Origin of the sequence: Pseudomonas sp. (genome assembly GCF_035497915.1) — a bacterium.
Taxonomy (GTDB): domain Bacteria; phylum Pseudomonadota; class Gammaproteobacteria; order Pseudomonadales; family Pseudomonadaceae; genus Serpens.
This window is the reverse complement of sequence record NZ_DATJCS010000049.1, coordinates 1-24,036: the sequence shown is the minus strand read 5'-3', so window position 1 is coordinate 24,036 and position 24,036 is coordinate 1. Positions and strand designations below refer to the sequence as shown.

Genomic DNA, 24,036 nt, shown 5'->3' with positions numbered 1-24,036 from the left:
CAATGAAAACCAAAACCACAACATGTTGTGTTGAATCTAGTGGCGAAGCACAAGAATGCCATTGACCTCGATCAACTTCGGACCGGCGGAGGCGGACCTGGCGCACAAAAGGCAAGCTCTACAGGGGGCCGGCCAGGCGGCCGACCACACCCAAAAGCTCGCGAATGAATTCGCTCCTACAGGGTTCGTGCGGGGCCGTTGTTCTGGTGGGAGCGGACGTGTCCGCGATCTTTTTCGGCGGCCGGCCAGGCGCGGCCGGCCAGGCTGCCGGCCGCACCCAAAGCTCGCGAATGAATTCGCTCCCACGGAGCATGTGCGGGGCCGCTTTCGGGTGGGAGCGGACGTGTCCGCGAGCTTTTCGCTCAGCCGAGCAGGGAGCTGAACGGCAGGTATTCCACCGTCTCGCCGATTTCCAGCGTGCGACCGCAGTCGACCACTGCCAGGCCGTCGGCCCAGCTGGCGGAGGTCAGCATCGCCGAGCCCTGGCGCGGGTGCAGCACCACCTGCAAGGCTCCGTCGCGTGATTCCAGCCGCGCGCGCAGGTACTGGCGACGACCATTGGCCTTGCGCCAGGCGAAGCCGGCGGGCAGGCGCAGCGGTTGCGGCAGCACCTCGACGCAGCCCTGGGCGCGCAGCAGGAACGGCCGCGCCACCACCAGCGCGGTGATCAGCGCCGCTGCCGGGTTGCCCGGCAGGCCGAGCCAGGGCGTGCCCCCCACGCTGCCGAAGGCCAGCGGCTTGCCGGGCTGGATGGCCAGCCGCCACAGGTGCAGCTCGCCCAGCTCGGTCACCGCCTGCTTGAGGTGATCCTCCTCGCCCACCGAGACGCCGCCGGAGCTGACCAGCACATCGTGCTCGGCCGCCGCGCGGGCCAGGGTGTCGCGGGTCAGCGCCAGGTCGTCGGGCATCACCGGCAGGTCGTCGACCTCGCAGCCGAGGCTGCGCAACACGCCCAGCAGGCTGTAGCGGTTGGCGTTGTACAACTGGCCCGGCTGCAGCGCCTCGCCCGGCTCGCGCAGTTCGTCGCCGCTGCTCAGCACGGCGACGCGCAGACGCCGATACACCTTGATCCGCGCCAGCCCGAAGCTGGCCAGCAGGCCCAGCTCCTGGGCGCGCAGCCGCTTGCCATGCTCCAGCACCGGCGCACCGGCCAGCAGCTCCTCGCCACGCCGGCGCACGTTCTCGCCACCCTGCAGCGGCGGCAAGCAAACCCGCTCACCGTCAGCGCGACAGGCCTCCTGGGCCACCACCGTATCGGCGCCGGGCGGCAGCGGCGCCCCGGTGAAGATGCGCACCGCGTGACCGGCCGGCAACGGCTGCAGCGCGGCGTCGCCGGCGGCAATGCGTCCGGCCAGCGGCAGCGCGCCTCCCTCGGGCGGCAGGTCGGCGACGCGCAGGGCGTAGCCGTCCATGGCGCTGTTGTCCCAGGCCGGCACGTCGAACGGCGCGTTCAGGGTTTCCGCCAGCACGCGGCCGAGCGCGTCGCGCAGCGCGATCTCCTCGACCGCCGGCGGTGCCGGAACCCGCTCGAGCAGCGCGGCGATCGCCTCGTCGACCGGGCGCAGACCGTGGCTGTCACAGCCGCAGGCGCTCACGAGCGGCTCCCGCAGCAGGTCGCCGGTTGGTCGTCGAGGCGCTTGAGATGCGGCACGAAGTTGCAGGGCCGAGTGCGCGCGTCCAGCTGGCCGAGCAGGATCTTCTCCCAGGCAGTGCGGCAGGCGTTCGGCGAGCCCGGCAGGCAGGACACCAGGGTGCCGTTGCTGATCCCCGCCAGGGCGCGCGACTGGATGGTGGAGGTGCCGATGTCGGCCAGCGACACCTGGCGGAACAGTTCGCCGAAGCCGTCGACGCTCTTGTCCAGCAAGGGCGCGACCGCCTGCGGGGTGTTGTCGCGGGCGGTGAAGCCGGTGCCGCCGGTGATCAGCACCACCTGCACGGTGGGGTCGGCAATCCAGGCGCACAGCCGCGCGCGGATCTGCCAGATGTCGTCACGCACCAGCGCACGGTCGGCGAGCTGGTGCCCGGCACCTTGCAGGCCGTCGATCAGGGTGTGCCCGGAGGTATCGGTGTCCAGATTGCGGGTGTCGCTGACCGTCAGCACAGCGATGCGCAGAGGCTGAAAATCGGCACTGGAAAGATGGGCCATGGCAGTCTCCTTGAAAAATTCAATGAGCAGACTGCACGCAAGGCGGCGTCAGGCCCATTCCCCGGAGGAGGTATGCCCGATGCGCGAAAGACAGAAACAAAAAAAGCGACCCAAGGTCGCTTTCTCTGTGAGGCAAGGGCTTCAGTCTGACCCTTGCTCGAATATGGCGCAGCGGACGGGACTCGAACCCGCGACCCCCGGCGTGACAGGCCGGTATTCTAACCGACTGAACTACCGCTGCGCGTTACCTCGAGTGGTGGGTGATGACGGGATCGAACCGCCGACCCTCTGCTTGTAAGGCAGATGCTCTCCCGGCTGAGCTAATCACCCATTTGCTCTCGAAGTGGGGCGCATTCTAGAGAGCGCCCCTGCACTTGGCAACCCCCCTTCCGAAAGTTTTTTTGAGATGTTCCAAAGACTTAGGGACTTCATCCGATTGCAACGACATTCCCGTCCTTCGGGGTTGGCCTGTTTCCGGCGCAGGGGGAATAATGCGTCCCTTTGCGCCTTCAGGAGACTGCCCCCGCCATGTGGTTCCGCAACCTGCTCGTTTATCGTCTGTCCCCGGATTACCGCTTCGATGCCGAGGCCCTGGAAACCGCACTGGCCGAAAAGCCCGCCCGTCCCTGCGCCAGCCAGGAACTGGCCACCTACGGCTTCATCCCGCCCTGCGGCAACGGCCCGGATGCGCCGCTGGCCCATGTCAGCCAGGGGTTCTATCTGGTGGCGGCACGCAAGGAAGAACGCATCCTGCCGGGCAGCGTGGTGCGCGATGCGCTGAAGGAAAAGATCGAGGAGATCGAAGCCGAGCAGATGCGCAAGGTGTACAAGAAGGAGCGCGAGCAACTGAAGGACGAGATCGTGCAGGCCTTCCTGCCGCGTGCCTTCATCCGCAAGTCCAAGACCTTCGCCGCCATCGCCCCCGAACAGGGCCTGATCCTGGTGGACAGCTCCAGCGCCCGGCGCGCAGAGGATCTGCTCTCCACCCTGCGCGAGGTGCTGGGCTCTTTGCCGGTGCGCCCGGTGAACGTCAAGCAGGCGCCGATGGCCACCCTGACCGACTGGGTGAAGAACAACGCCGCCAGCCATGGCCTGCACCTGCGCGACGAATGCGAGCTGCGCGATCCGAGCGAGGACGGCGGCATCATCCAGTGCAAGCGCCAGGACCTGGCCAGCGAGGAAGTGCAGAACCACCTGGCCGCCGGCAAGCTGGCCACCAAGCTGAGCCTGGCCTGGGAGGACAAGCTGTCCTTCGTGCTGGACGACAAGCTGGTCATCAAGCGCCTGCGCTTCGAGGACCTGCTGCAGGAGCAGGCCGAACAGGACGGCGGCGACGACAGCGATGGCCAGTTCGACGCCAGCTTCACCCTGATGATGCTGACCCTCAATGAGTTCCTGCCGCAGCTGTTCGAGGCCCTCGGCGGCGAAGAGATCGCCCAGGCGGTATAGACCGAAGCGCACGGCGGCTTGCCCGCCCTGCCCCGATGTGCAGAATAGGCGCCTGGCGGGGACGACCCCGCCAGCGTTGCCTATCCTCAAGGGCGCAGCGCCCTGCCTGCGGGGACGACCCCATTAACCTGGAGTACGCCCCATGTCCTGGCTCATCCTTTTCTTCGCCGGCCTGTTCGAAATCGCCTGGGCCATCGGCCTGAAATACAGCGACGGCTTTACCCGCCTGATCCCCTCGACCCTGACCCTGGCGGCCATGGTCATCAGTGTCGTGCTGCTCGGCTGGGCCATGAAGGGCCTGCCGCTGGGCACCGCCTACGCGGTGTGGACCGGCATCGGTGCGGTGGGCACGGTGATCGCTGGCATCTTCCTGTTCGGCGAATCGGTGGCGCCGCTGCGGCTGATCAGCGTGGCGCTGGTGGTGGCGGGACTGATCGGGCTGAAGCTGAGCAATTAGACACCCGCGCCCCACTCAACTGGGTGGGAGCGGACTTGTCCGCGAGCCTTTTCCTGCGGTCCCGCGCAAAAGCTCGCGAATGAATTCGCTCCCACAGTTCGGGGCATCACTCAGATCGGCAACTGCCCCAGCGCCCAGCGCAGCAGGAAGAACGCCAGCAGCCCGCCGGCGATGGTCGCCAGCAGGTTGCGGGTGAACGCGGCGATGGCGATGGCCGCCAGTCCGGCCAGCAGGTAGGCGTTGTCCAGGCCCAGCTGCAGTCCCTCGCCGTCCGGCATCAGCATCACCGGCACCACGATGGCGCTGAGTACAGCGCTCGGCACGTAGTGCAGCGCCTGGCGCACCAGCGGCGGGAAACGCAGGTTCGGCCAGGCGAACAGGCTGTAGCGGATGGCGAAGGTGACGGCCGTCATGCCGAGAATCAGCAGCCAGATATCCATCACAGGCCCTCCCCGACCAGCCGCGCATGGCGACGCTCAAGCCCGACACCCACGAGAATGCCCGCCAGCGCCGCCACCAGCAGCCCCAACTGATAAGGCAGCCCGTGACAGGCCACCGCCACCGCGCCGGCCACCAGCGCCGCCGCCACCTGCGGCAGGTTGCGCAGCATCGGCACGACGATGCCAATGAAGGTGGCGAGCATGGCGAAATCCAGCCCCCAGGCGGCCAGGCTGGGCACCGCCTGGCCGAAGGCGACGCCGATCAGCGTGCACAGCTGCCAGTTGCCGTACATGGCCAGACAGGAGCCGAGGAAATACCAGTGCTTGTGCGGCGACTGCTCGGCCTCGGCGTAGCGGTGCTGGACCACGGCGAAGGTCTCGTCGGTGAGCCAGAAGGCCAGCGGCACGCGCCAGCGGGCCGGCAGGTGACGCACGAAGGGCTGCAGGGTGGCGCTGTACAGCGCATGGCGTAGGTTGACCACGAAGGTGGTCAGCAGCAGCACCGCCAGGCTCGCCCCGCCGCCGAGCAGGCTGACGGCGATGAACTGCGCCGAACCGGCAAACACGAACAGCGACATGCCCAGCGCCTGCCAGGGTGTCAGCCCGGCGGCGCTGGCCAGGGTGCCGTAGATGATGCCGAAGGGGATGGCGCCGAGAATCAGTGGCAGCGTATCGCGGGCGCCGTTGCGCAGTTCGGTGAAACGGGACATGGAAGCTCCTTGCGAGAGGACGGCCAACCTACAGCAAAGCCCGCCGAGCGTCTCGCCCGCCATCACGTCGCTGCATGACTCGGCATTCCCAGTGGCACTGGAGCTTGCCCGGCCGGCCCGGGCCGGCTATCCCTGAGACCACTACAAGAATCGAACGAGGACACCCCATGCCCAGCAATCGCCAGTTCCTGCTCGCCCAGCGCCCGGTCGGCCTGCCGACCCGCGACACCTTCCGCCGCGTGGAAACGCCCGTGGGCGAGCCGGCCGAGGGCCAGGTGCTGGTGCGCAACCGCTACCTGTCCATTGACCCGGCCATGCGCGGCTGGATGAATGAAGGCAAGTCGTACATCGAGCCGGTGCCGCTGGGCGGGGTGATGCGCGCCCTGGGCGTCGGCGAGGTGATCGCCTCGCGGCACCCGCAGTTCCCGGTCGGCAGCTTCGTCGGTGGCGCGCTTGGCGTGCAGGATTACTTCCTCGGCGAGCCGAAGGGCTTCTACCCGGTCGACCCGAAGCTTGCACCGCTGCCGCTGTACCTCTCGGCGCTGGGCATGACCGGCCTGACCGCCTATTTCGCCCTGCTGGAGGTCGGCGCGCCCAAGGCCGGCGACACCGTGGTGATCTCCGGCGCCGCCGGCGCGGTGGGCAGCATTGCCGGGCAGATCGCCAAACTGAAGGGCTGTCGCGTGATCGGTATCGCCGGCGGCGCGGAGAAATGCCGCTACCTCACCGAGGAACTGGGCTTCGACGCCGCCATCGACTACAAGCACGAGGACGTGAGCGCCGGCCTCAAGCGCACCTGTCCGAAGGGCGTGGACGTGTACTTCGACAACGTCGGCGGCGAGATCCTCGACGCCGTGCTGGCCCGCCTGGCCTACAAGGCGCGGGTGGTGATCTGCGGGGCCATCAGCCAATACAACAACCTGGAAGCACCGGTCGGCCCGCGCAACTACCTGTCGCTGCTGGTCAACCGGGCGCGCATGGAAGGTTTCGTGGTCATGGATCATGCGGCGCAGTTCCCCCTCGCCTTGCGCGAGATGGGCGGCTGGCTAGCCAGCGGTCAACTGAAGAGCAAGGAAGACATCGTGGAAGGCCTGGACACCTTCCCGGGGACCCTGCTCAAGCTGTTCAGCGGCGAGAACTTCGGCAAGCTGGTGCTCAAGGTGAGCTGACGTTGCACTCCGCAGGGTGGTCAACGCCACGCGTTGGCCACCTTTGGCGGCCGGAAAGCGCCAACCGCTCTACGTTCTGACTCAATGCAGCGCGCACGGATACGGCGCGGAACCTGTGCGCAGATGCCGGGGCAGCGGGTATGCTCTGCGCCGGTTCAACGAGAAGGCATGACGCGATGCAAACATTCGATGCCCGGCAGACGACCGGCGAGCTGCGCGAGCAGGTGATCGAGGCCCATCGGGCCCTGCAGGGGCGCACGCCGCTGGTGCAATGCATCACCAATGTGGTGTCGGCCAATTACATGGCCAACGTGCTGCTGGCCGCCGGCGCGTCGCCGGCCATGGTCGACAACACTCAGGAAGCGGCGCTGTTCGCCGGCATCGCCGATGCCCTGCTGATCAACCTCGGCACCCCTACGGATGCACAGGTGGAATCCATGCGTCTGGCGGCTGCCGCTGCCCAGGCGGCGGGCAAGCCCTGGGTGCTGGACCCCATCGGCGCCGGTGGGCTGCCCTGGCGCGGCGGCGTGGCGCTGGAGCTGCTGCGCTTCCAGCCCGGCGCCATTCGCGGCAACCCCTCGGAAATCAAGGGCTTGTCCGGCCTCGGCCAGGGCGGTCGCGGCGTGGACAGCTCCGACGAGCCCGCCAGCGCCGTCCCCGCCGCCCTGCAGTTGCTGCAGCACAGCCCGGTGGTCTGCGCCTCCGGCGCGGTGGATCACCTGATCGGCCGTTACCAGCGCCAGCAGGTACTGATACGGATCTTCGGCGGCAGCCCCCTGCAGCCGCGCGTCACCGCCACCGGCTGCGCCCTGGGCGCCCTGCTGGCGGCCTACCAGGCGGTCGCCGAACCGCTGGTGGCGGCGGTCGCAGCCCATGCCAGCTTCGCTATCGCCGGCACGCTGGCGGCACAGCGCCACACGGCGCCGGGGTCGTTCGCCATTGGCTTCATCGATGAGCTGTATCGCCTGGAGGAAGCCAGCTTCCGCGAGCGCATGCAGCTAGAAATCACCGCACTCGAAACAGTCTGAAAACAAGAAGGATCAGAATCCCCATGCACGTCTCCCAAGCCTTGCGCGAACGTCGTTCCGTGCGCGCCTTTACCTCGCAGGTGCCGTCGGCCCAATTGGTTCAGCAGTTGATGCAGGACGCGGCGCTGGCCGCCTCCGGCGGCAACATGCAACCCTGGCGGGTGGCCGCCATCACCGGCGAGCGCCTCAGCGGCCTGCTGGCCGATGTGGCGAAGACCTCCGGCGAGGAGAATCCCTTGCAGCTCTCCTATCCGCCGAACCTGTGGGAGCCGTACCGCACCCGCCGCTTCGCCAACGGCGAGGACCTCTACCGCAGCATCGGCATTCCGCGTGAAGACAAGGCCGGGCGCTTTCGCCAGCTGGCTAGGAATGCGCAGTTCTTCGGTGCGCCGGTGGGCATCCTGGTATTCATCGACGAACGCATGGGCCCGGTGCAGTGGATGGACCTGGGTCTCTACCTGCAGGCCTTCATGCTGCGCGCCACCGAGGAAGGCCTGGCCACCTGCGCCCAGGGCTTCTGGCGTCGCTACGACGCAGTGGTCAGGCAGCACATCGAGGTGCCCGAGGGCTATCGGGTGACCTACGGCATCGCCCTGGGGTACGAGGACAAGGACGCGCCCATCAACAGCCTGCGCGCCACCCGCGCCGACTTTGGCGAGTGGGGGCAGTTGGTGGGGTTTTGAGGACTTGGCCCCGGCGTTCGGCCGGGGCGGTTATTTGAGGCGTTCGGCCGCCTTGCGGTAGACCTGCTCGCGCTCGCGGCGATCTACCGCAACCACAAACACCACTACCTCATGGTCAAGCACCTGGTACACCAATCGATAACCGCTGCTGCGCACTTGATCTTGTAGCAGTCCGGCAGAGAGTGGAGACAGTTGGCCTCTACCCGCGGATTCAGCAGGATCTCGACGAGCTTCTTCTTGAACTGCTGGCGAACGGTGTCACCCAGCTTGTGCCATTCCTTCAGCGCCCGCGCATCGAACTCCAGGCTATAGGTCATCCAGCGCAACCTTGACGCGCTGCGGATCTGCCAGACGCTCGCGAACCGTGGCGATCAACGCCTCGTCTTCCTCGGTCATCAGCACCGGGCGAAACGGTAGCTGCCCGCGCTCGGCCACGTACTGCAAGGCTTGGCGCATCAGCTCGGAAGGGGTGACGCCGAGCTTCTCCAGCTCACGGTAAGCCCGGGCCTTGAGCTCGTCGTCGATACGAATATTGATGGTGGCCATGGCGGCGGATACCTGTAATGACATTCGTCATTACGATGGCATCGATGCCGCCGCCTGGCAACTCATCCGCGACCGCCAGCAGGCGATCAGCCCAGCTCTGCCAGCACCGCCGCCAGTGCCTGTTGCGGATCGGCGGCCTGGCTGATCGGCCGGCCGATCACCAGGTAGTCGGAACCGGCCTGCATGGCCTGACGCGGGGTGAGGATGCGCTTCTGGTCATCCGTGGCGCTGCCGGCCGGACGGATGCCGGGCGTGACCAGTTGCAGTTGCGGCTGGGCGGCCTTGAGCGCCGACGCCTCCTGGGCGGAGCACACCAGGCCGTCCAGCCCGGCCTGCGCCGCCAGACCGGCCAGGCGCAGCACCTGCTGTTGCGGCTCGATGTCCAGGCCGATGCCGGCCAGGTCGGACTGCTCCATGCTGGTCAGCACGGTCACGCCGATCAGCAGCGGCCTGGGGCCGCTCAGGGCATCCAGCGTTTCCCGGCAGGCCGCCATCATCCGCAGGCCGCCGGAGCAGTGCACGTTGACCATCCACACGCCCAGCTCGGCGGCGGCCTTGACCGCCATCGCCGTGGTGTTGGGAATGTCGTGGAATTTCAGGTCCAGGAAGACTTCGAAACCCTTGGCCTGCAGATCCTCGACCACCGCCGGCCCGCAACGGGTGAACAGTTCCTTGCCGACCTTCACCCGGCACTGGCTCGGGTCCAGGCGCGCGGCCAGCTCAAGGGCGGCCTCGCGGGAGGGAAAGTCGAGGGCAACGATAATCGGGGACTGGCAAGCCATGGCGGGAAACTCGTCGGCAATGAAAACGGCGCGCATTGTACCCCGTGCAACAGCGCCTCCACAGCGCCGCACTGACAAACCCCATGCGTCGTCGTATGGTTAACAGACAACTTCAGAGGTGTACGGCCATGCCCTGGTATATGTGGTTACTGCTGGTTCTGGTGTTCGGCACGGTGATCAGCGGCTTGCTGATGCTGCGCAAGGGTGCGAAGAAGATCCCGCTGACCGAGGAACAGCTCAAGGAAATCAAGGCACGCAACGCGCGCTTCGACGCACAGGATCGTCAGGATCGCTGACGAACAGGAAGGCTCGCCGGTGCGAGCCTTCCTCGTCTGGGTCAGTTGCGAATCACCAGCGCCAGCGCTTCCTCGGCCAGCGCATCGAGACTCATCGGGCCGCCGGGACGGAACCAGGTGGTGCTCCAGCTCAGCGCCCCGGTCAGGAAGCGCCGCAGGATGAACGGATCGCTCTGCACGTAACCCGCCGCGCGCGCCTCCTCCAGCACCTCCAGCCAATGCTGCTCGTAGCGGTCGCGCAGGGCGAGGATGTGCGCCTGACTGTCCTCGGACAGCGAGCGCCATTCGTAGACCAGCACCGCCATGGCTTCGCCAGTGCCGCCCATGATCGATTGCAGCTCGCAGCGAATCAGCGCCAGCACCCGCTCGCGCAGGCTGCCCGCCTCGGCCAGCGCGGCCTCCATCAGCGCGGTGTTGTAGATGATGGTTTCCTCCATCACCGCGCGCAGGATCTCTTCCTTGCTCTTGAAATGGTGGAAGATGCTGCCGGACTGAATGCCCACGGCGGTGGCCAGATCGCGCACCGTGGTGCGTTCGTAGCCCTTGCGGCGGAACAGATGGGCGGCCGCCTGCAGCAGCTTGCCCCGGGCGCTGTCCGGATCGGTCAAGCGACCAGCGGCCACCAGTTCCCGCATCACCTTGCCGGCTTTCTGCTCGTCCACGCCAATACCTCTTCCACTGCGTTCGTTTCTGCGGCAGCCGACCAGGGCTCCACGACCGAGGCGAATTCTGTCCGCATTGACCCTACCAAGCAAGCGCTTGGGCAAAATCGCCTGCGGGGCTTTTCAACCAAGCGCTTGCTTGGTAGTGTTCGTTGCAACTTCTCTAGCGTCAGCGGACAACAACAATGACCAAGACCGTACGCATCGGCTGCGCCTCCGCCTTCTGGGGCGACACCTCCACCGCCGCCGCCCACCTGGTACGCGGCGCCACCCTCGATTACCTGGTATTCGACTACCTGGCCGAGATCACCATGTCGATCATGGCCGGCGCGCGCATGAAGAACCCGCAGGACGGCTTCGCCAAGGACTTCGTCGAAGTGCTGGCGCCGCTGCTGGGCGACATCGCCGCCAAGAACATCCGCATCATCAGCAACGCCGGTGGCGTGAACCCCGCCGCTTGCGCCGCCGCCATGGCGGCGGCCTGCGAGAAGGCCGGCGTGAACCTGAAGATCGCCGTGCTGCACGGCGACAGCCTGCAGAGCAAGGCCGGTGAGCTGGCCAAGGCCGGCACCACGGAAATGTTCAGCGGCGCGCCGATGCCGCCCATGTGCGTATCGGTCAACGCCTACCTGGGCGCGCCGGGCATCGCCGCCGCGCTGGACCAGGGCGCCGATATCGTCATCACCGGTCGCGTGGTCGACAGCGCCGTGGTCAGCGGCGCGCTGGTGCACGAATTCGGCTGGCAGTGGAACGACTACGACAAGCTGGCCCAGGCCGCCCTGGCTGGTCACCTGGTGGAATGCGGCGCGCAGAGCACCGGCGGCAACTTCACCGACTGGCACCAGGTGCCGGACTACGAGCACATCGGCTTCCCGATCCTGGAGGTCGAGGCCGACGGCGGCTTCGTGCTCACCAAGGCGCAGAACACCGGCGGCCTGGTCACCCCGTTCACCGTGGGCGAGCAGATGCTCTACGAGATCGGCGACCCGCGCGCCTACCTGCTGCCCGACGTGATCTGCGACTTCACCCGCGTGAAGCTGGAACCGGCCGGCGAGCACCGCGTGCGGGTCAGCGGTTCGCGCGGCCTGCCGCCGACCGACTCCTACAAGGTCAGCGCCACCTACCCGGACGGTTTCCGCTGCACCGCCAGCTGCCTGATCGCCGGCATCGACGCGGTGGCCAAGGCCGAGCGCGTCAGCCAGGCCATCATCAACAAGACCAACGAGATGTTCGCCGAGCGCGGCTGGGGCCCCTACCGCGAGGTGAACATCGAGCTGCTGGGCACCGAGGCCACCTATGGCCCGCACGGCCAGCGTGGCGACACCCGTGAAGTGATCATCAAGCTGGCCGTCAGCCATGCCAGGAAGGAAGCACTGATCCTGTTCTCCCGCGAGATCGCCCAGGCCTCCACTGGCATGGCGCCGGGCCTGACCGGCATCGTCGGCGGCCGCCCGACCGTCTACCCAGTGATTCGCCTGTTCTCCTTCCTGGCCGACAAGAGCACCTGCGAACTGTCCGTCGAGATCGACAACGAACGCACCCCGGTCAGTCTGCCGAGCCTCGAGCGCTTCGATCCGGCGCAACTGGCCGAAGACCTCGCCACCCCGGCCACCAGCGGCCAGGCCGATGTCAGCGTGCCGCTGATCAAGCTGGCCGTGGCCCGCTCCGGCGACAAGGGCAACCACAGCAACATTGGCGTGATGGCGCGCAAGGCCGAGTACCTGCCGTGGATCGCCGAGGCGCTGAGCACCGAGGCCGTCGCCGACTGGATGCAGCACCTGCTGGACCCGCAGACCGGCCGCGTCAGCCGCTGGTACCTGCCGGGCACCCACAGCCTGAACTTCCTGCTGGAAAACGCCCTGGGCGGCGGCGGTGTCGCCAGCCTGCGCATCGACCCGCAGGGCAAGGCCTTCGCCCAGCAGCTGCTGGAATTCCCGGTCGCCGTCCCCAAGGCGATTGCCGAACAGCTGTAACCGTAGGGCGGACAACGTTTTCCTTGGCCGCCGTGTCGCCCGCACAGAGCCGGCGGCCGGAAAGACGCCGACCGCCCTGCGCCGGATCCACGTTTTGAACACGGGAATAACAACAATGAGCTACGACTCGGTATTCAAACCCGATCTGTTCGCCGGCCAGACCATCCTGGTCACCGGCGGCGGCAGCGGCATCGGTCGCTGCACCGCCCACGAGCTGGCGGCGCTGGGTGCGCATGTGGTGCTGGTCGGCCGCAAGCTGGAAAAGCTGGAAAAGACCGCCGCCGAGATCGCCGAGGACGGCGGCAGCGTCAGCTTCCAGATCTGCGACATCCGCGATGAAGAAGCCGTGAAAACCATGGTCAAGACGGTGATCGCCGAACGCGGGCGCATCCATCACCTCGTCAACAACGCCGGCGGCCAGTTCCCGGCGCCGCTGATCGGCATCAACCAGAAGGGCTTCGAGGCCGTGGTGCGCACCAACCTGGTGGGTGGTTTCCTGGTGGCCAAGGAAGTCTTCCTGCAGAGCCTGTCCAAGCACGGCGGCAGCATCGTCAACATGCTGGCCGACATGTGGGGCGGCATGCCGGGCATGGGCCATTCCGGTGCCGCCCGCGCCGGCATGGAGAACTTCACCAAGACCGCCGCCTACGAATGGGGCCATGCCGGTGTGCGCGTGAATGCCGTGGCGCCCGGCTGGGTCGCCTCCAGCGGCATGGACACCTACCCGGACGCCATGAAGAACATGATCCGTTCGCTCAAGGATCACGTGCCGCTGCAGCGTATCGCCACCGAAGCGGAGATCGCCTCGGCCATCGTCTTCCTGCTCTCCCCCGGCGCCGGCTTCATCAGCGGCAACACCATCCGCATCGACGGCGCGGCCAGCCTCGGCACCCGCGCCTGGACCCTGGGCAAGGCCCGCAACAGCGAGTCGTACAACGGTTTCCACCGCGCCTACCAACCTGACGTACTGAAGGACGGAGAATAAGAACATGCCCGTGATCCAGTCAGAGATCGACGTCCACGGCGAAACCTTTGCCGCCAACCGCGAGGCCATGCTCGCGGCCGTGGCCAGCTTCCGCGAGGTCGAACAGAAAGTGCTCGACAAGGCCCAGGAGGCCAAACCGAAGTTCGAGAAGCGCAGCCAGTTGCTGCCACGCGAACGCATCAACCTGCTGCTCGACCCGGGCGCGCCGTTCCTGGAGCTGTCCTCGCTGGCCGGCTACAAGCTGCACGACGACAAGGACGGCACCCAGGCCGGCGGCGGCATCATTGCCGGCATCGGCTACGTGGAAGGCGTGCGCTGCCTGGTGCTGGCCAATAACAGCGCCATCAAGGGCGGCACCATTTCCCCCACCGGCCTGAAGAAATCCCTGCGCATGCAGCAGGTGGCCGTGGAGAACAAGCTGCCGATCGTCACGCTGGCCGAATCCGGCGGCGCCAACCTGAACTATGCCGCCGACATCTTCGTCGAAGGCGCACGCGGCTTCGCCAACCAGGCGCGCATCTCGGCCATGGGCATTCCGCAGGTGACCGTGGTGCACGGTTCCTCCACCGCCGGTGGTGCTTACCAGCCGGGTCTGTCCGACTACGTGGTGGTCGTGCGCGGCAAGGCCAAGATGTTCCTCGCCGGCCCGCCGCTGCTGAAGGCCGCCACCGGCGAGATCGCCACCGACGAAGAGCTGGGCGGCGCGGAGATGCACGCGCAGATCGCCGGCACCGCCGAATACCTGGCCGAGAACGACGCCGACGGCGTGCGCCTGGCGCGCAACATCATGGCCATGCTGCCGTGGGACCTGCAGCTGCCGGTGCGCGCGAAGAAGGCCTGGCGCGAGCCGCTGTACCCGGCCGAGGAGCTGCTGGGCATCGTGCCCAACGACGCCAAGAAGCCCTACGACGTGCGCGAGATCATCGCCCGCATCGCCGACGGCTCCGAGTTCCTCGACTTCAAGAACGAGTTCGACGGCCAGACCGTGTGCGGCCACCTGAGCATCGAAGGCCAGCCCTGCGGCTTCATCGGCAACAACGGCCCGATCACCCCGCGTGGCGCCGCCAAGGCCGCCCAGTTCATCCAGCTGTGCGACCAGAGCAACACGCCGATCCTGTTCTTCCACAACACCACCGGCTTCATGGTCGGAACCGAGTCGGAACAGAACGGCGTGATCAAGCACGGCTCGAAGATGCTGCAGGCCGTGGCCAACGCCCGCGTGCCCAAGCTGACCATCGTGGTCGGCGGCTCCTACGGCGCCGGCAACTACGCCATGTGCGGCCGCGGCCTGGACCCGCGCTTCATCTTCGCCTGGCCGAACAGCCGCACCGCCGTGATGGGTGGCGCCCAGGCCGGCAAGGTGCTGCGCATCGTCACCGAGGACAAGCAGGCCCGGCAGGGCATGACGCCCGACCCGAAGATGCTCGACATGCTGGAAACCGTGACCGCGCAGAAGCTGGACAGCCAGTCCACCGCGCTGTATGGCACCGCCAGCCTGTGGGACGACGGCCTGATCGATCCGCGCGATACCCGCAAGCTGCTGGGCTTTTTGCTCGACGTCTGTGCCGAAGCCGAGGTGCGGCCGCTGAAATCCAATACCTTCGGTGTGGCGCGCCTGTAAGCGCCCTCCGCCTCCTGAAAATTCGAAGAAGGACAACAACAATGCACTTCACTCAGGAACACGACGAACTGCGCCGCACCGTCAGGAACTTCGTCGACAAGGAGATCAACCCCTACGTCGACGAATGGGAGAAGGACGGCCGCTTCCCGATGCGCGAGATCTTCAAGAAGGCCGGCGACCTGGGCCTGCTGGGCATCTCCAAGCCGGAAAAATTCGGCGGCATGGGCCTGGACTACAGCTACTCCATCGTCGCCGCCGAAGAATTCGGCACCATCCACTGCGGCGGTGTGCCGCTGGCCATCGGCGTGCAGACCGACATGTGCACCCCGGCCCTGTCGCGCTTCGGTTCCGATGAGCTGCGCCACGAGTTCCTCGCCCCGGCCATCGCCGGCGACATGATCGGTTGTATCGGCGTATCCGAAGTCGGCGCCGGCTCCGACGTGGCCGGCCTGAAGACCACCGCGCGCAAGGACGGTGACGACTACGTCATCAACGGCGCCAAGATGTGGATCACCAACAGCCCGCAGGCCGACTTCATCTGCCTGCTGGCCAACACCAGCGACGACAAGCCCCACGTCAACAAATCGCTGATCGTGGTGCCGATGAACACCCCCGGCATCACCCTGAGCCCGCACATCGAGAAGCTCGGCATGCGCTCCTCGGAAACCGCCCAGGTGTTCTTCGATGACGTGCGCGTGCCGCAGCGCTACCGCATCGGCCACGAAGGCGCCGGCTTCATGATGCAGATGCTGCAGTTCCAGGAAGAGCGCCTGTTCGGCGCGGCCAACATCATCAAGGGCCTGGAACTGTGCGTTGACCAGACCATCGAGTACACCCGCCAGCGCCACACCTTCGGCCAGCCGGTGATCGACAACCAGGCGGTGCACTTCCGCCTGGCCGAGCTTTCGACCGAGATCGAAGCCCTGCGCGCGCTGGTCTACCAGGCCACCGAGCAGTACATCAAGGGCCGCGACGTGACCAAGCTGGCCTCCATGGCCAAGCTCAAGGCCGGCCGCCTGGGCCGTGAAGTCACCGACAGCTGCCTGCAGTACTGGGGCGGCATGGGCTTCACCTGGGACAACCCGGTGTCGCGCGCCTACCGCGACGTGCGCCTGGTGTCCATTGGTGGCGGCGCCGACGAGATCATGATCGGCATCATCTGCAAGATGATGGGCATCCTGCCGGGCAAGAAGAAGAAGGGCTGACCGTAGGGTGGTCAACGCATCGCGTTGGCCACCTTCGCGCCGGCAACGGCGCGCGCGGTGGATCGGTGAAGCGCGATCCACCCTACGACTGCCCTCTCCTCTTGCGAATACATCAAGGAGCCTGCCATGGCCGATCTACCCCACTGCGACACCCTGCTGCTCAACCTCGACGCCGGCGTGCTGCACATCACCCTCAACCGTCCGGACAGCCGCAACGCCATGAGCCTGGCCATGGTGCATGAGCTGCGCGCCGTGCTGGAAAGCGTGCGCAACGACAGTTCCGTGCGCGCCCTGGTGCTACGCGGCGCCAGCGGCCACTTCTGCGCCGGCGGCGACATCAAGGACATGGCCGGGGCGCGCGCCAAGGGCCCTGACGCGTACCGCGAACTGAACCGTGCCTTCGGCGCCATGCTGGAAGAAGCCCAGGCCGCTTCGCAGGTGGTCGTCGCGGTGCTGGAAGGCGCCGTGCTGGGTGGCGGCTTCGGCCTGGCCTGCGTGTCCGACATCGCCATCGCTGCCGCAGGTTGCAAGTTCGGCCTGCCGGAAACCACCCTGGGCATCCTGCCGGCGCAGATCGCGCCGTTCGTGGTCAAGCGTGTCGGCCTGACCCAGGCTCGCCGCCTGGCCCTGACCGCTGCCCGCTTCGACGGTGCCGAAGCCCTGCGCCTGGGCCTGGTGCACTACTGCGAAGCCGCCGACGGCCTCGACGGCCGTCTGGCCGAGGTGATCCAGCAAATTCGCCAGTGTGCCCCGGGCGCCAATGCACAGACCAAGGCGCTGTTGCTGGCCAGCGAAACCGAGGCGATGAATTCGCTGCTCGATCGCGCCGCCGAACAGTTCGCCGCCGCCGTGACCGGAGCCGAAGGCGTCGAAGGCACGATGGCATTCGTACAGAAACGTGCGCCCAAGTGGGCGCAGTAATCGGCCCGACCGAGCCTCGGCTCGGTCTGCCTGACCGCATTCGCTGATGACCAGCAGGAGCACCCAGATGCCCGCTTTCAACAAGATTCTGATTGCCAACCGCGGCGAGATCGCCTGCCGGGTGATGCGCACCGCCAAGGAACTGGGCTATCGCACTGTGGCGGTGTACTCCGCAGCCGACGCCAACGCGCGTCATGTGCAGGTGGCCGACGAAGCCGTGTGCATCGGCCCGGCGCAGGTCAACCAGTCCTATCTGGTGATCGACAACATCATCGCCGCGGCGAAGAAGACCGGTGCCGATGCCATTCACCCCGGTTACGGCTTCCTCTCCGAGAACGCCGACTTTGCCCGCGCCTGTGAAGCCAACGGCATCGTGTTCATCGGCCCGACCGTGGAAGCCATCCACCTGATGGGCAGCAAGCGCCTGTCGAAGATCGCCATGCTGGAAGCCGGCGTGCCCTGCATTCCCGGTTACGAGGGCGCCGCCCAGGACGACGAGACGCTGATCCGCGAAGCCGAGCGCGTCGGTTACCCGCTGATGATCAAGGCCAGCGCCGGCGGCGGTGGTCGCGGCATGCGTCTGGTGCACGAGGCCAGCGAGCTGAAGGAGCAGATCCGCACCGCCCGTTCCGAAGCGCAGAACGCCTTCGGCTCCGGCGAGCTGATCATCGAGCGCGCGGTGATCCGTCCGCGCCACGTGGAAATCCAGTTGTTCGGCGACCAGCACGGCAACATCGTCTACCTGGGCGAGCGCGACTGCTCCGTGCAGCGCCGCCACCAGAAGGTCGTGGAAGAAGCGCCCTGCCCGGTCATGACCCCGGCGCTGCGCAAGGCCATGGGCGAGGCCGCCGTGAAGGCAGCCGCCTCGGTGAACTATGTCGGCGCCGGCACCGTGGAGTTCCTGCTGGATGCCAGCGGCGAGTTCTTCTTCCTGGAAATGAACACCCGTCTGCAGGTGGAGCACCCGGTCACCGAGCTGATCACCGGTCAGGACCTGGTCGCCTGGCAGATCCGCGCCGCCGAAGGCCAGCCGCTGCCGCTCAAGCAGGACGAGATCCCGCTCAACGGCCACGCCATCGAAGTGCGCCTGTATGCCGAAGACGCCACCCGCAACTTCCTGCCGCAGACCGGCACCGTGCTGCGCTGGGAGCCGGAGCTGCTCGACGGCGTGCGTATCGACCACGGTCTGGTGGAAGGTGAGGACGTCACCCCGTTCTACGACCCGATGCTGGCCAAGGTCATCGCCTACGGCGCCACCCGTGACGACGCACGTCGCAAGCTGGTCCGCGCCGTGGAGAACTGCGTGCTGCTGGGCGTGAACGGCAACCAGCGTTTCCTGGCCAACCTGCTGAACCACGCCGAGTTCGCCAAGGGTGCCGCGACCACGGCGTTCATTGCCGAGCACTTCAGCGCTGACGAAAGCCTGACCCCGCAGGCCCCGGCGGCCCGCGAACTGGCCGTGGCCGCCGCCCTGCTCTATCAGGCCTCGGCCAATGGTCGCGCCCATCAGCCGCAACTGGCTGGCTGGCGCAGCGCCGGCAGCGCGCCCTGGCAGTTCACCCTGAAACAGGGCGAGCAGCCCCACAAGGTCGCGCTGGAGGTGCAGCGTGACGGCACGCAACCGACGCTGCTGGCTACGGTTGGCGATAGCCAACTGAACCTGCGCCTGCTGCACAGCGACGGCCGCTGGCTGACCTTCGAACTGGACGGCATCCGCCAGCGCCAGGCCTATCACCTGGACGGCGAGAACCTGTGGCTGTACGGCCACTTCGGCAACCTGTCGCTGACGGATGTCAGCCACGCGCCGGCCGGCGGCCAGAGCGCAGTCAGCTCCGGCACCATCAAGGCGCCGATGGATGGCGCCATCGTAGATATGCTGGTGGAGGAAGGCTCCCGCGTGACCAAGGGCCAGCTGCTGGTGGTGCTGGAAGCCATGAAGATGGAGCATCCGCTCAAGGCCGGCATTGATGGCGTGATCCGCCGGGTCGGCGCGAGCAAGGGCGATCAGGTGAAGAACCGCCAGGTGCTGGTGGAGATCGAGCCGGAAGAAGCCTGAGCGTGCGAACCGTAGGGTGGACAACGCTTTCCTTGTCCACCGTCGCACGCACGGTGGATCGGTGAAGCGCGATCCACCCTACGATTGCCGAGCCGGCAAGGGCTGCCGCAATCCAATCTGGAGCCTGATCTAGGCTGCTGAAACGGGGAAGGTCGCAGTGCGGTCTTCCCTTTTTAATGGCCCGTTAAAAAGGAATGTTCCATGACACTGCAAGACAAGACCCTGTTCATTACCGGCGCCAGCCGTGGCATCGGTCGCGAGATCGCCCTGCGCGCGGCGCGCGATGGCGCCAATATCGTCATCGCCGCCAAGAGCGATACGTCCCATCCCAAGCTGACCGGGACCATTCACAGCGTGGCTGCGGAAGTCGAAGCCGCCGGCGGCCGGGCCCTGGCCCTGCGGCTGGACGTGCGTGACGAACTGGCGGTACGCGCCGCCATGCAACGCGCCGCCGAGCATTTCGGCGGCCTCGACGCGCTGGTCAACAACGCCGGCGCCATCCGCCTGCAGGGTGTCGAGCAACTGGAGCCGAAGCGCTTCGACCTGATGTTCCAGATCAACACCCGCGCGGTGATGGTCTGCAGCCAGGCCGCCCTGCCTTATTTGAAGAAAAGCGCCAACCCGCACATTCTCAGCCTGTCGCCGCCGCTGAACCTCGACCCCAAGTGGTTCGCTCAGTACGGCCCCTACACCACCACCAAGTACGGCATGAGCATGCTCACCCTGGGCATGAGCGAGGAGTTCAAGAAGTACGGCATCAGCGTCAACGCACTGTGGCCGCGCACGGTGATCGCCACCGCCGCCATCGAATATGAGCTGGGTGGCCAGCAGATCTTCAAACAGGCGCGCACCCCCGCGATCATGGCCGATGCCGCCCATGCCATCCTGACAAGCGCCGGACGCAGCCTGACCGGTCGCCTGCTGGTCGACGAGGAGATCCTGCGTGAACAGGGCGTGACGGATTTCGAGGCGTATCGGTACGATCCGGCGGGCGGGCCACTGATGCCCGACCTGTATCTCGACTGATTCGCCCATCTGCCACGGCGAGAACGTCGACACAGTCATGGCAGGACTTGGCAGGCCTATCTAGGCTGCAGCGGCCCAGAACAATAATCCCGCCCCAAGAGGCTCGCGCCATGGCCAGTGCCGACACGATTTCCCCCTTCCATTTCCTCGCCCGCCTGCCCCATCACCTGCCGCGCGTACCGCGCATGCTGCGTGGGCTCTACTACACGGCCATCCGCAACCGCGACAAGACGCTGTCCCTGGGCTGGGCGCTGGAGCAGAGCGCCCGGCGCTTTCCCGAGCGCCCCGCCGTGATGGACCTGCAGCGCAGCGTCAGCTACGCCGCCTTCAATGCCTGGGCCAACCGCCTGGCGCGCGCCCTGGAAAGCCACGGCGTGGGCCACGGCAGCGTAGTGGCGGTGATGATGGAAAACCGCCTGGAAATCCTCGCGGTGCTGGCCGCGCTGGCCAAGCTCGGCGCCATCGGCGCGCTGGTCAACACGGCGCAACGGGGACAGGTGCTGGCCTACAGCCTCAATCTGGTGAAACCCGGTCATTACGTGATCGGCGCGGAGCTGCTGCAGCCCTTCGAGGAAATCCAGTCCGAACTCAACGACCTGCGCCCTGAACGACGCTTCTGGCTGGCCGACCAGGACACCCTGCAGGACGCCGGCACGGCCCCGGATGGCTGGCAGAACCTGGCCCACCTGGCCACCACAGAATCGAGCGAGAACCTGCCGCACACCGCGAGCGTGCGCATGAAGGATGCCTGCTTCTACATCTACACCTCGGGCACCACCGGCCTGCCCAAGGCCTCGGTGATGAGTCACGGCAAATGGATCAAGGCCTACGGTGGCTTCGGCCATTCCGGACTGAGCCTGACCGAGCAGGACGTGCTGTACCTCACCCTGCCCTGCTACCACAACAACGCCGTGACCGTGTGCTGGAGCGCCGCCCTGGCCGGCGGCGCAGCCATCGCCCTGCGTCGCAAGTTTTCGGCCAGCGCCTTCTGGAAGGACGTGCAGCATTTCCGCGCCACCTGCTTCGGCTACATCGGCGAGCTGTGCCGCTACCTGCTCAACCAGCCGCCCTGCCCCGAGGAGCAGGGCAACACCCTGACCTGCATGATCGGCAACGGGCTGCGACCCTCGATCTGGGGCGAATTCAAGCAACGCTTCGGCATCGAGCGCATCACCGAGTTCTATGCCTCCAGCGAAGGCAACATCGGCTTCACCAACGTCTTCAACTTCGACAACACCGTGGGCTTCACCCCGGCCACCTACGCCATCGTGCGCTACGACCTGGACTACGAGCAGCCGGTGCGCGACCGCAAGGGCTTCATGGTCAAGGTGAACAAGGGCGAGGCCGGCCTGCTGATCAGCGAAATCAGTCCGAAATGGCCCTTCGACGGCTACACCGACTCCGCCAAGAGCGAGGCAGCGATCTTCCGCAACGTGTTCAAGAAGGGCGATGCCTGGTTCAACACCGGCGACCTGATGCGCGACATCGGCTGCAAGCACGCACAGTTCGTCGATCGCCTGGGCGATACCTTCCGCTGGCACGGTGAGAACGTGTCCACCACGGAGGTGGAGAACGTGCTGGGCGCCTGGCCAGGTGTCGAGGATGCGGTGGTGTACGGTGTGGAGGTTCCGGGCGCGGACGGGCGCTGCGGCATGGCAGCCCTGAGACTCCTGGCGGGCACCCGCTTCGATGCCAATGGGCTGGCCACGCATCTGCGCCAGCATCTGCCGCCCTATGCCGTGCCGCTGTTCGTTCGCCTGCTCAACGAAGTGGAAACCACCGGCACCTTCAAATACAAGAAGACCGAGCTGAAGCGCCAGGCCTACGACCCTGCCCAGACGGCCGACCCGCTGTTCATCCTGCTACCCGATGCCCCCGGCTTCCAGGCCTTGGACACGGCTCGGCACGCCGCGTTGTCGCGCGGAGACTATCGTCTGTGAGGCGAGGGCCTCACTGACGAATCTCGATACGGAGTTCGGCGCCTTCGATGCGATCGATCATGTTGCTCAGGTCGAACTCGAACGGCGCATCATCCTGCTCATTGGTGATCAGCCGCCCGCCGAGGCTCATCGTCCCAGGTTGCGGTTGCGACCCGAACAGCGGCGGCAGCAGTGGCTGGTGCGAATCGAGCGGCGCGTCCTCACCCTGACCGAGCAGGGGCGGCAGCGTCAGGTCCAGCGGCCTGACGATTTCCGGTTCCCTCGCGACGGGCTTCTGGCTCTCGCGAATCGGAAAGATGCGCATGACCGCCTCGCACAGGTCGTTCAGTGTCCTGAACGCCACGCTCCGGCAAAGGCCGGGCTCCGGATCGTTTGCGGAGGCCAGGGCAGGCGTGCCGGACACACCAAGGCACAGACAAAAGAGCAATCGCAGTAAACGGCACATAGCTTTCCATGACGATTTATTACCAGCCGATATGAGGCCAGCAGCATCCATGCCAGTTACGGCAGTCGAACCCGCTTAATCGACCTGCGGTTGCCAGGCCCACTGCCGCAGGAAGTTGCGAACCATCAGCATTCCCGAATCCTCACGGGCCAGGCCTTGCAGCGCCACAGTCAACCCGCTCCGCAGTTCGGGGGCATTGCAGGCGGAGTTATGGGACAACGCCAGATAGCGCGGCCGGGTGTACAGCGCCGGCATCAGCACTTCCACCTGATCGGCCAGCCCCTGGCGCAACACTTCGAGCTGGCCAAGCGCGTGCTCGAAAAGCACGTAATCACTGTTCCCTTCCAGCAGGCTGTGCAGCTCCTGCCCAAAATCCTCGTGCGAGCCCAGCCGCAGCGACTCATCCCCGTTGCCCGAGTCCGCCGGATCGATATGCACGCCGCGTCGACCTTGCAGATCCTCCCAGCCCTGGAATGGGAAGGCACGATCCCTGGCGACCCAGGTCACCACCGGCGCCTGGTGCAGCGGCGGATCCAGGAAATCGAGCCCGGCCAGCAATTCCGGACGCAATTCGGCATCGATCAGCAGGTCCACCCGGCCACTGATGGCTTCGCGCTCGGCCTGCTCGAGACTGTCGGCCGTCAGGATCTCCACAGTCAGCCCGAGTTCCGCGGCCACTTGCTGCAGCAGCGCGACACTGGCGCCCTGCGGCTGTGGGCTCGACGGATCCTGCCAGTGGTAGGGCGCCCGCTCGCCCACGCCGATCGCCACCAGATGCTCGCACGAATCGGCAGCCGGGCTCCGAACGGGCAGCAGGGTGAAGCAGAGAATCAGCGGAATGGATAGCAGGCGACGAGGCATGGAGGTACCGCATGGAAGCCGGGAGCGGAATGGTACACCCGGAAACGGCCTGGCACATCGGCACAAGACACACCCGCAGAACGTCGACCGGGATAAACCCGGCCCCACAGAAAAGCAGCCCGTTTTTTACCCAACCCATCGGGCCGCGCCGTACCCCTGTGGGGCCGGCTTTATGCCGGCCAGCGGAGTTGGCCTCCGTGCCTCGATTTCGACCGCACCCTCGTCGGCCGGGGTAAACCCGGCCCCACAAAAAAGCCACCCACAAGAAACCCGCTCCGGGGAGCGGGTTTCTTGTGTCACCGGACCAGTCGGATCAGACCAGCTTTTCCAGTTCCGGCACCACCTCGAACAGGTCGCCGACCAGGCCGTAGTCGGCCACCTGGAAGATCGGGGCTTCTTCGTCCTTGTTGATCGCGACGATCACCTTGGAGTCCTTCATGCCCGCCAGGTGCTGGATGGCACCGGAGATGCCCACGGCGATGTACAGCTGCGGGGCGACGATCTTGCCGGTCTGGCCGACCTGCATGTCGTTCGGCACGAAGCCGGCGTCCACAGCGGCGCGCGAGGCGCCCACGGCCGCGCCGAGCTTGTCGGCCAGGCTGTAGAGCAGCTTGAAGTTGTCGCCGTTCTGCATG

24 protein-coding genes, 2 tRNA genes and 1 pseudogene are annotated in these 24,036 nt (G+C 66.5%); 14 read left to right on the top strand and 13 right to left on the bottom strand.

Annotated features, from left to right (window positions below):
* Positions 1-362: 362 nt before the first annotated feature.
* The 4 genes from VL129_RS14825 to VL129_RS14810 all read right to left on the bottom strand — a co-directional run bounded on the left by VL129_RS14825 (position 363) and on the right by VL129_RS14810 (position 2,476).
* On the bottom strand, positions 363-1,595 hold the full coding sequence (locus VL129_RS14825; RefSeq protein ID WP_325414019.1) for a molybdopterin molybdotransferase MoeA: 1,233 nt from the start codon (positions 1,593-1,595) through the stop codon (positions 363-365).
* Complete coding sequence (gene moaB, locus VL129_RS14820) at positions 1,592-2,146, bottom strand: molybdenum cofactor biosynthesis protein B (RefSeq protein ID WP_325414017.1); 555 nt, start codon at positions 2,144-2,146, stop codon at positions 1,592-1,594. The genes VL129_RS14825 and moaB overlap by 4 nt, the downstream gene beginning before the upstream one ends.
* A 164-nt stretch (positions 2,147-2,310) precedes the next feature.
* Positions 2,311-2,387: transfer RNA gene (locus VL129_RS14815), tRNA-Asp, on the bottom strand.
* Between the two features lie 13 nt (positions 2,388-2,400).
* Positions 2,401-2,476: transfer RNA gene (locus VL129_RS14810), tRNA-Val, on the bottom strand.
* 198 nt (positions 2,477-2,674) lie between these two features.
* Here VL129_RS14810 and rdgC point away from each other — a divergent pair.
* A complete protein-coding gene (gene rdgC / locus VL129_RS14805; protein WP_325414015.1) occupies positions 2,675-3,595 on the top strand; it encodes a recombination-associated protein RdgC in 921 nt (306 codons plus the stop codon).
* 142 nt (positions 3,596-3,737) lie between these two features.
* Complete coding sequence (gene sugE, locus VL129_RS14800; protein ID WP_325414013.1) at positions 3,738-4,052, top strand: quaternary ammonium compound efflux SMR transporter SugE; 315 nt, start codon at positions 3,738-3,740, stop codon at positions 4,050-4,052.
* A 110-nt stretch (positions 4,053-4,162) separates the two neighbouring features.
* Here sugE and VL129_RS14795 read toward each other — a convergent pair whose 3' ends face one another.
* On the bottom strand, positions 4,163-4,492 hold the full coding sequence (locus tag VL129_RS14795) for an AzlD domain-containing protein (RefSeq protein WP_325414011.1): 330 nt from the start codon (positions 4,490-4,492) through the stop codon (positions 4,163-4,165).
* Positions 4,492-5,202 (bottom strand): AzlC family ABC transporter permease, encoded by a 711-nt coding sequence (locus VL129_RS14790; RefSeq protein WP_325414009.1) that lies wholly within the window; start codon positions 5,200-5,202, stop codon positions 4,492-4,494. The genes VL129_RS14795 and VL129_RS14790 overlap by 1 nt, the downstream gene beginning before the upstream one ends.
* A gap of 167 nt (positions 5,203-5,369) precedes the next feature.
* On the opposite strand from VL129_RS14790, the gene VL129_RS14785 reads away from it, so the two are divergent.
* The 3 genes from VL129_RS14785 to VL129_RS14775 all read left to right on the top strand — a co-directional run bounded on the left by VL129_RS14785 (position 5,370) and on the right by VL129_RS14775 (position 8,082).
* Entirely contained in the window at positions 5,370-6,371 is a 1,002-nt protein-coding gene (locus VL129_RS14785; protein ID WP_325414007.1) for an NADP-dependent oxidoreductase, read from the top strand.
* A gap of 176 nt (positions 6,372-6,547) precedes the next feature.
* Positions 6,548-7,399 carry a hydroxyethylthiazole kinase gene (thiM, locus tag VL129_RS14780; protein WP_325414005.1) on the top strand — a complete coding sequence of 284 codons (852 nt, stop codon included), beginning with the start codon at positions 6,548-6,550 and terminating at the stop codon, positions 7,397-7,399.
* A gap of 23 nt (positions 7,400-7,422) precedes the next feature.
* Positions 7,423-8,082 (top strand): nitroreductase, encoded by a 660-nt coding sequence (locus VL129_RS14775; RefSeq protein WP_325414003.1) that lies wholly within the window; start codon positions 7,423-7,425, stop codon positions 8,080-8,082.
* 30 nt (positions 8,083-8,112) lie between these two features.
* Here the strand turns inward: VL129_RS14775 and VL129_RS14770 are convergent.
* From VL129_RS14770 to pyrF, 3 genes and pseudogenes are all read right to left on the bottom strand, one after another.
* Positions 8,113-8,399: pseudogene (locus tag VL129_RS14770) on the bottom strand (type II toxin-antitoxin system RelE family toxin).
* Positions 8,389-8,628, bottom strand: a complete 240-nt coding sequence (locus tag VL129_RS14765) for a type II toxin-antitoxin system RelB/DinJ family antitoxin (RefSeq protein ID WP_325414001.1) — start codon at positions 8,626-8,628, stop codon at positions 8,389-8,391. Before VL129_RS14765 ends, VL129_RS14770 begins: the two are co-directional and overlap by 11 nt.
* A gap of 86 nt (positions 8,629-8,714) precedes the next feature.
* Entirely contained in the window at positions 8,715-9,410 is a 696-nt protein-coding gene (gene pyrF, locus VL129_RS14760; protein ID WP_325414041.1) for an orotidine-5'-phosphate decarboxylase, read from the bottom strand.
* A gap of 128 nt (positions 9,411-9,538) precedes the next feature.
* Between pyrF and VL129_RS14755 the strand changes: the two genes are divergently transcribed.
* Positions 9,539-9,706 (top strand): DUF2897 family protein, encoded by a 168-nt coding sequence (locus VL129_RS14755; RefSeq protein ID WP_325413999.1) that lies wholly within the window; start codon positions 9,539-9,541, stop codon positions 9,704-9,706.
* A gap of 41 nt (positions 9,707-9,747) precedes the next feature.
* Here VL129_RS14755 and VL129_RS14750 read toward each other — a convergent pair whose 3' ends face one another.
* Positions 9,748-10,368: a TetR/AcrR family transcriptional regulator gene (locus VL129_RS14750; RefSeq protein WP_325413997.1), complete on the bottom strand. Its 621-nt coding sequence runs from the start codon at positions 10,366-10,368 to the stop codon at positions 9,748-9,750.
* Between the two features lie 185 nt (positions 10,369-10,553).
* On the opposite strand from VL129_RS14750, the gene VL129_RS14745 reads away from it, so the two are divergent.
* The 8 genes from VL129_RS14745 (at position 10,554) to VL129_RS14710 (ending at position 22,095) form a co-directional block, all read left to right on the top strand.
* On the top strand, positions 10,554-12,341 hold the full coding sequence (locus VL129_RS14745) for an acyclic terpene utilization AtuA family protein (protein WP_325413995.1): 1,788 nt from the start codon (positions 10,554-10,556) through the stop codon (positions 12,339-12,341).
* Between the two features lie 115 nt (positions 12,342-12,456).
* Positions 12,457-13,326 carry an SDR family oxidoreductase gene (locus tag VL129_RS14740; RefSeq protein WP_325413993.1) on the top strand — a complete coding sequence of 290 codons (870 nt, stop codon included), beginning with the start codon at positions 12,457-12,459 and terminating at the stop codon, positions 13,324-13,326.
* Between the two features lie 4 nt (positions 13,327-13,330).
* Positions 13,331-14,947 carry a geranyl-CoA carboxylase subunit beta gene (atuC, locus tag VL129_RS14735; protein ID WP_325413991.1) on the top strand — a complete coding sequence of 539 codons (1,617 nt, stop codon included), beginning with the start codon at positions 13,331-13,333 and terminating at the stop codon, positions 14,945-14,947.
* A gap of 41 nt (positions 14,948-14,988) precedes the next feature.
* The gene (gene atuD / locus VL129_RS14730) at positions 14,989-16,152 is read left to right on the top strand and encodes a citronellyl-CoA dehydrogenase (protein ID WP_325413989.1); all 1,164 of its coding nucleotides are present in this window, start codon (positions 14,989-14,991) and stop codon (positions 16,150-16,152) included.
* Positions 16,153-16,278: 126 nt separating this feature from the next.
* Positions 16,279-17,073 (top strand): enoyl-CoA hydratase/isomerase family protein, encoded by a 795-nt coding sequence (locus VL129_RS14725; protein WP_325413987.1) that lies wholly within the window; start codon positions 16,279-16,281, stop codon positions 17,071-17,073.
* A gap of 67 nt (positions 17,074-17,140) precedes the next feature.
* Entirely contained in the window at positions 17,141-19,129 is a 1,989-nt protein-coding gene (locus tag VL129_RS14720; protein WP_325413985.1) for an acetyl/propionyl/methylcrotonyl-CoA carboxylase subunit alpha, read from the top strand.
* A 201-nt stretch (positions 19,130-19,330) separates the two neighbouring features.
* The gene (locus tag VL129_RS14715) at positions 19,331-20,155 is read left to right on the top strand and encodes an SDR family oxidoreductase (protein WP_325413983.1); all 825 of its coding nucleotides are present in this window, start codon (positions 19,331-19,333) and stop codon (positions 20,153-20,155) included.
* A gap of 110 nt (positions 20,156-20,265) precedes the next feature.
* On the top strand, positions 20,266-22,095 hold the full coding sequence (locus VL129_RS14710; protein WP_325413981.1) for a long-chain-acyl-CoA synthetase: 1,830 nt from the start codon (positions 20,266-20,268) through the stop codon (positions 22,093-22,095).
* A 10-nt stretch (positions 22,096-22,105) separates the two neighbouring features.
* Here the strand turns inward: VL129_RS14710 and VL129_RS14705 are convergent, their stop codons facing one another.
* The 3 genes from VL129_RS14705 to VL129_RS14695 form a co-directional block, all read right to left on the bottom strand.
* Positions 22,106-22,399 carry a hypothetical protein gene (locus tag VL129_RS14705; RefSeq protein WP_325413979.1) on the bottom strand — a complete coding sequence of 98 codons (294 nt, stop codon included), beginning with the start codon at positions 22,397-22,399 and terminating at the stop codon, positions 22,106-22,108.
* A gap of 216 nt (positions 22,400-22,615) precedes the next feature.
* On the bottom strand, positions 22,616-23,401 hold the full coding sequence (locus VL129_RS14700) for a substrate-binding periplasmic protein (RefSeq protein WP_325413977.1): 786 nt from the start codon (positions 23,399-23,401) through the stop codon (positions 22,616-22,618).
* A 313-nt stretch (positions 23,402-23,714) separates the two neighbouring features.
* The coding region (locus tag VL129_RS14695; RefSeq protein WP_325413629.1) for an FAD-binding protein at positions 23,715-24,036 on the bottom strand (322 nt) is incomplete at its 5' end.

Bases quoted from the DNA above. Each gene is read 5' to 3' on its own strand.
- moaB (WP_325414017.1), bottom strand. From the start codon at position 2,146: ATGGCCCATCTTTCCAGTGCCGATTTTCAGCCTCTGCGCATCGCTGTG.
- rdgC (WP_325414015.1), top strand. From the start codon at position 2,675: ATGTGGTTCCGCAACCTGCTCGTTTATCGTCTGTCCCCGGATTACCGC.
- sugE (WP_325414013.1), top strand. From the start codon at position 3,738: ATGTCCTGGCTCATCCTTTTCTTCGCCGGCCTGTTCGAAATCGCCTGG.
- VL129_RS14795 (WP_325414011.1), bottom strand. From the start codon at position 4,492: ATGGATATCTGGCTGCTGATTCTCGGCATGACGGCCGTCACCTTCGCC.
- VL129_RS14790 (WP_325414009.1), bottom strand. From the start codon at position 5,202: ATGTCCCGTTTCACCGAACTGCGCAACGGCGCCCGCGATACGCTGCCA.
- VL129_RS14785 (WP_325414007.1), top strand. From the start codon at position 5,370: ATGCCCAGCAATCGCCAGTTCCTGCTCGCCCAGCGCCCGGTCGGCCTG.
- thiM (WP_325414005.1), top strand. From the start codon at position 6,548: ATGCAAACATTCGATGCCCGGCAGACGACCGGCGAGCTGCGCGAGCAG.
- VL129_RS14775 (WP_325414003.1), top strand. From the start codon at position 7,423: ATGCACGTCTCCCAAGCCTTGCGCGAACGTCGTTCCGTGCGCGCCTTT.
- VL129_RS14765 (WP_325414001.1), bottom strand. From the start codon at position 8,628: ATGGCCACCATCAATATTCGTATCGACGACGAGCTCAAGGCCCGGGCT.
- pyrF (WP_325414041.1), bottom strand. From the start codon at position 9,410: ATGGCTTGCCAGTCCCCGATTATCGTTGCCCTCGACTTTCCCTCCCGC.
- VL129_RS14755 (WP_325413999.1), top strand. From the start codon at position 9,539: ATGCCCTGGTATATGTGGTTACTGCTGGTTCTGGTGTTCGGCACGGTG.
- VL129_RS14745 (WP_325413995.1), top strand. From the start codon at position 10,554: ATGACCAAGACCGTACGCATCGGCTGCGCCTCCGCCTTCTGGGGCGAC.
- VL129_RS14740 (WP_325413993.1), top strand. From the start codon at position 12,457: ATGAGCTACGACTCGGTATTCAAACCCGATCTGTTCGCCGGCCAGACC.
- atuC (WP_325413991.1), top strand. From the start codon at position 13,331: ATGCCCGTGATCCAGTCAGAGATCGACGTCCACGGCGAAACCTTTGCC.
- atuD (WP_325413989.1), top strand. From the start codon at position 14,989: ATGCACTTCACTCAGGAACACGACGAACTGCGCCGCACCGTCAGGAAC.
- VL129_RS14725 (WP_325413987.1), top strand. From the start codon at position 16,279: ATGGCCGATCTACCCCACTGCGACACCCTGCTGCTCAACCTCGACGCC.
- VL129_RS14720 (WP_325413985.1), top strand. From the start codon at position 17,141: ATGCCCGCTTTCAACAAGATTCTGATTGCCAACCGCGGCGAGATCGCC.
- VL129_RS14715 (WP_325413983.1), top strand. From the start codon at position 19,331: ATGACACTGCAAGACAAGACCCTGTTCATTACCGGCGCCAGCCGTGGC.
- VL129_RS14710 (WP_325413981.1), top strand. From the start codon at position 20,266: ATGGCCAGTGCCGACACGATTTCCCCCTTCCATTTCCTCGCCCGCCTG.
- VL129_RS14705 (WP_325413979.1), bottom strand. From the start codon at position 22,399: ATGCGCATCTTTCCGATTCGCGAGAGCCAGAAGCCCGTCGCGAGGGAA.
- VL129_RS14700 (WP_325413977.1), bottom strand. From the start codon at position 23,401: ATGCCTCGTCGCCTGCTATCCATTCCGCTGATTCTCTGCTTCACCCTG.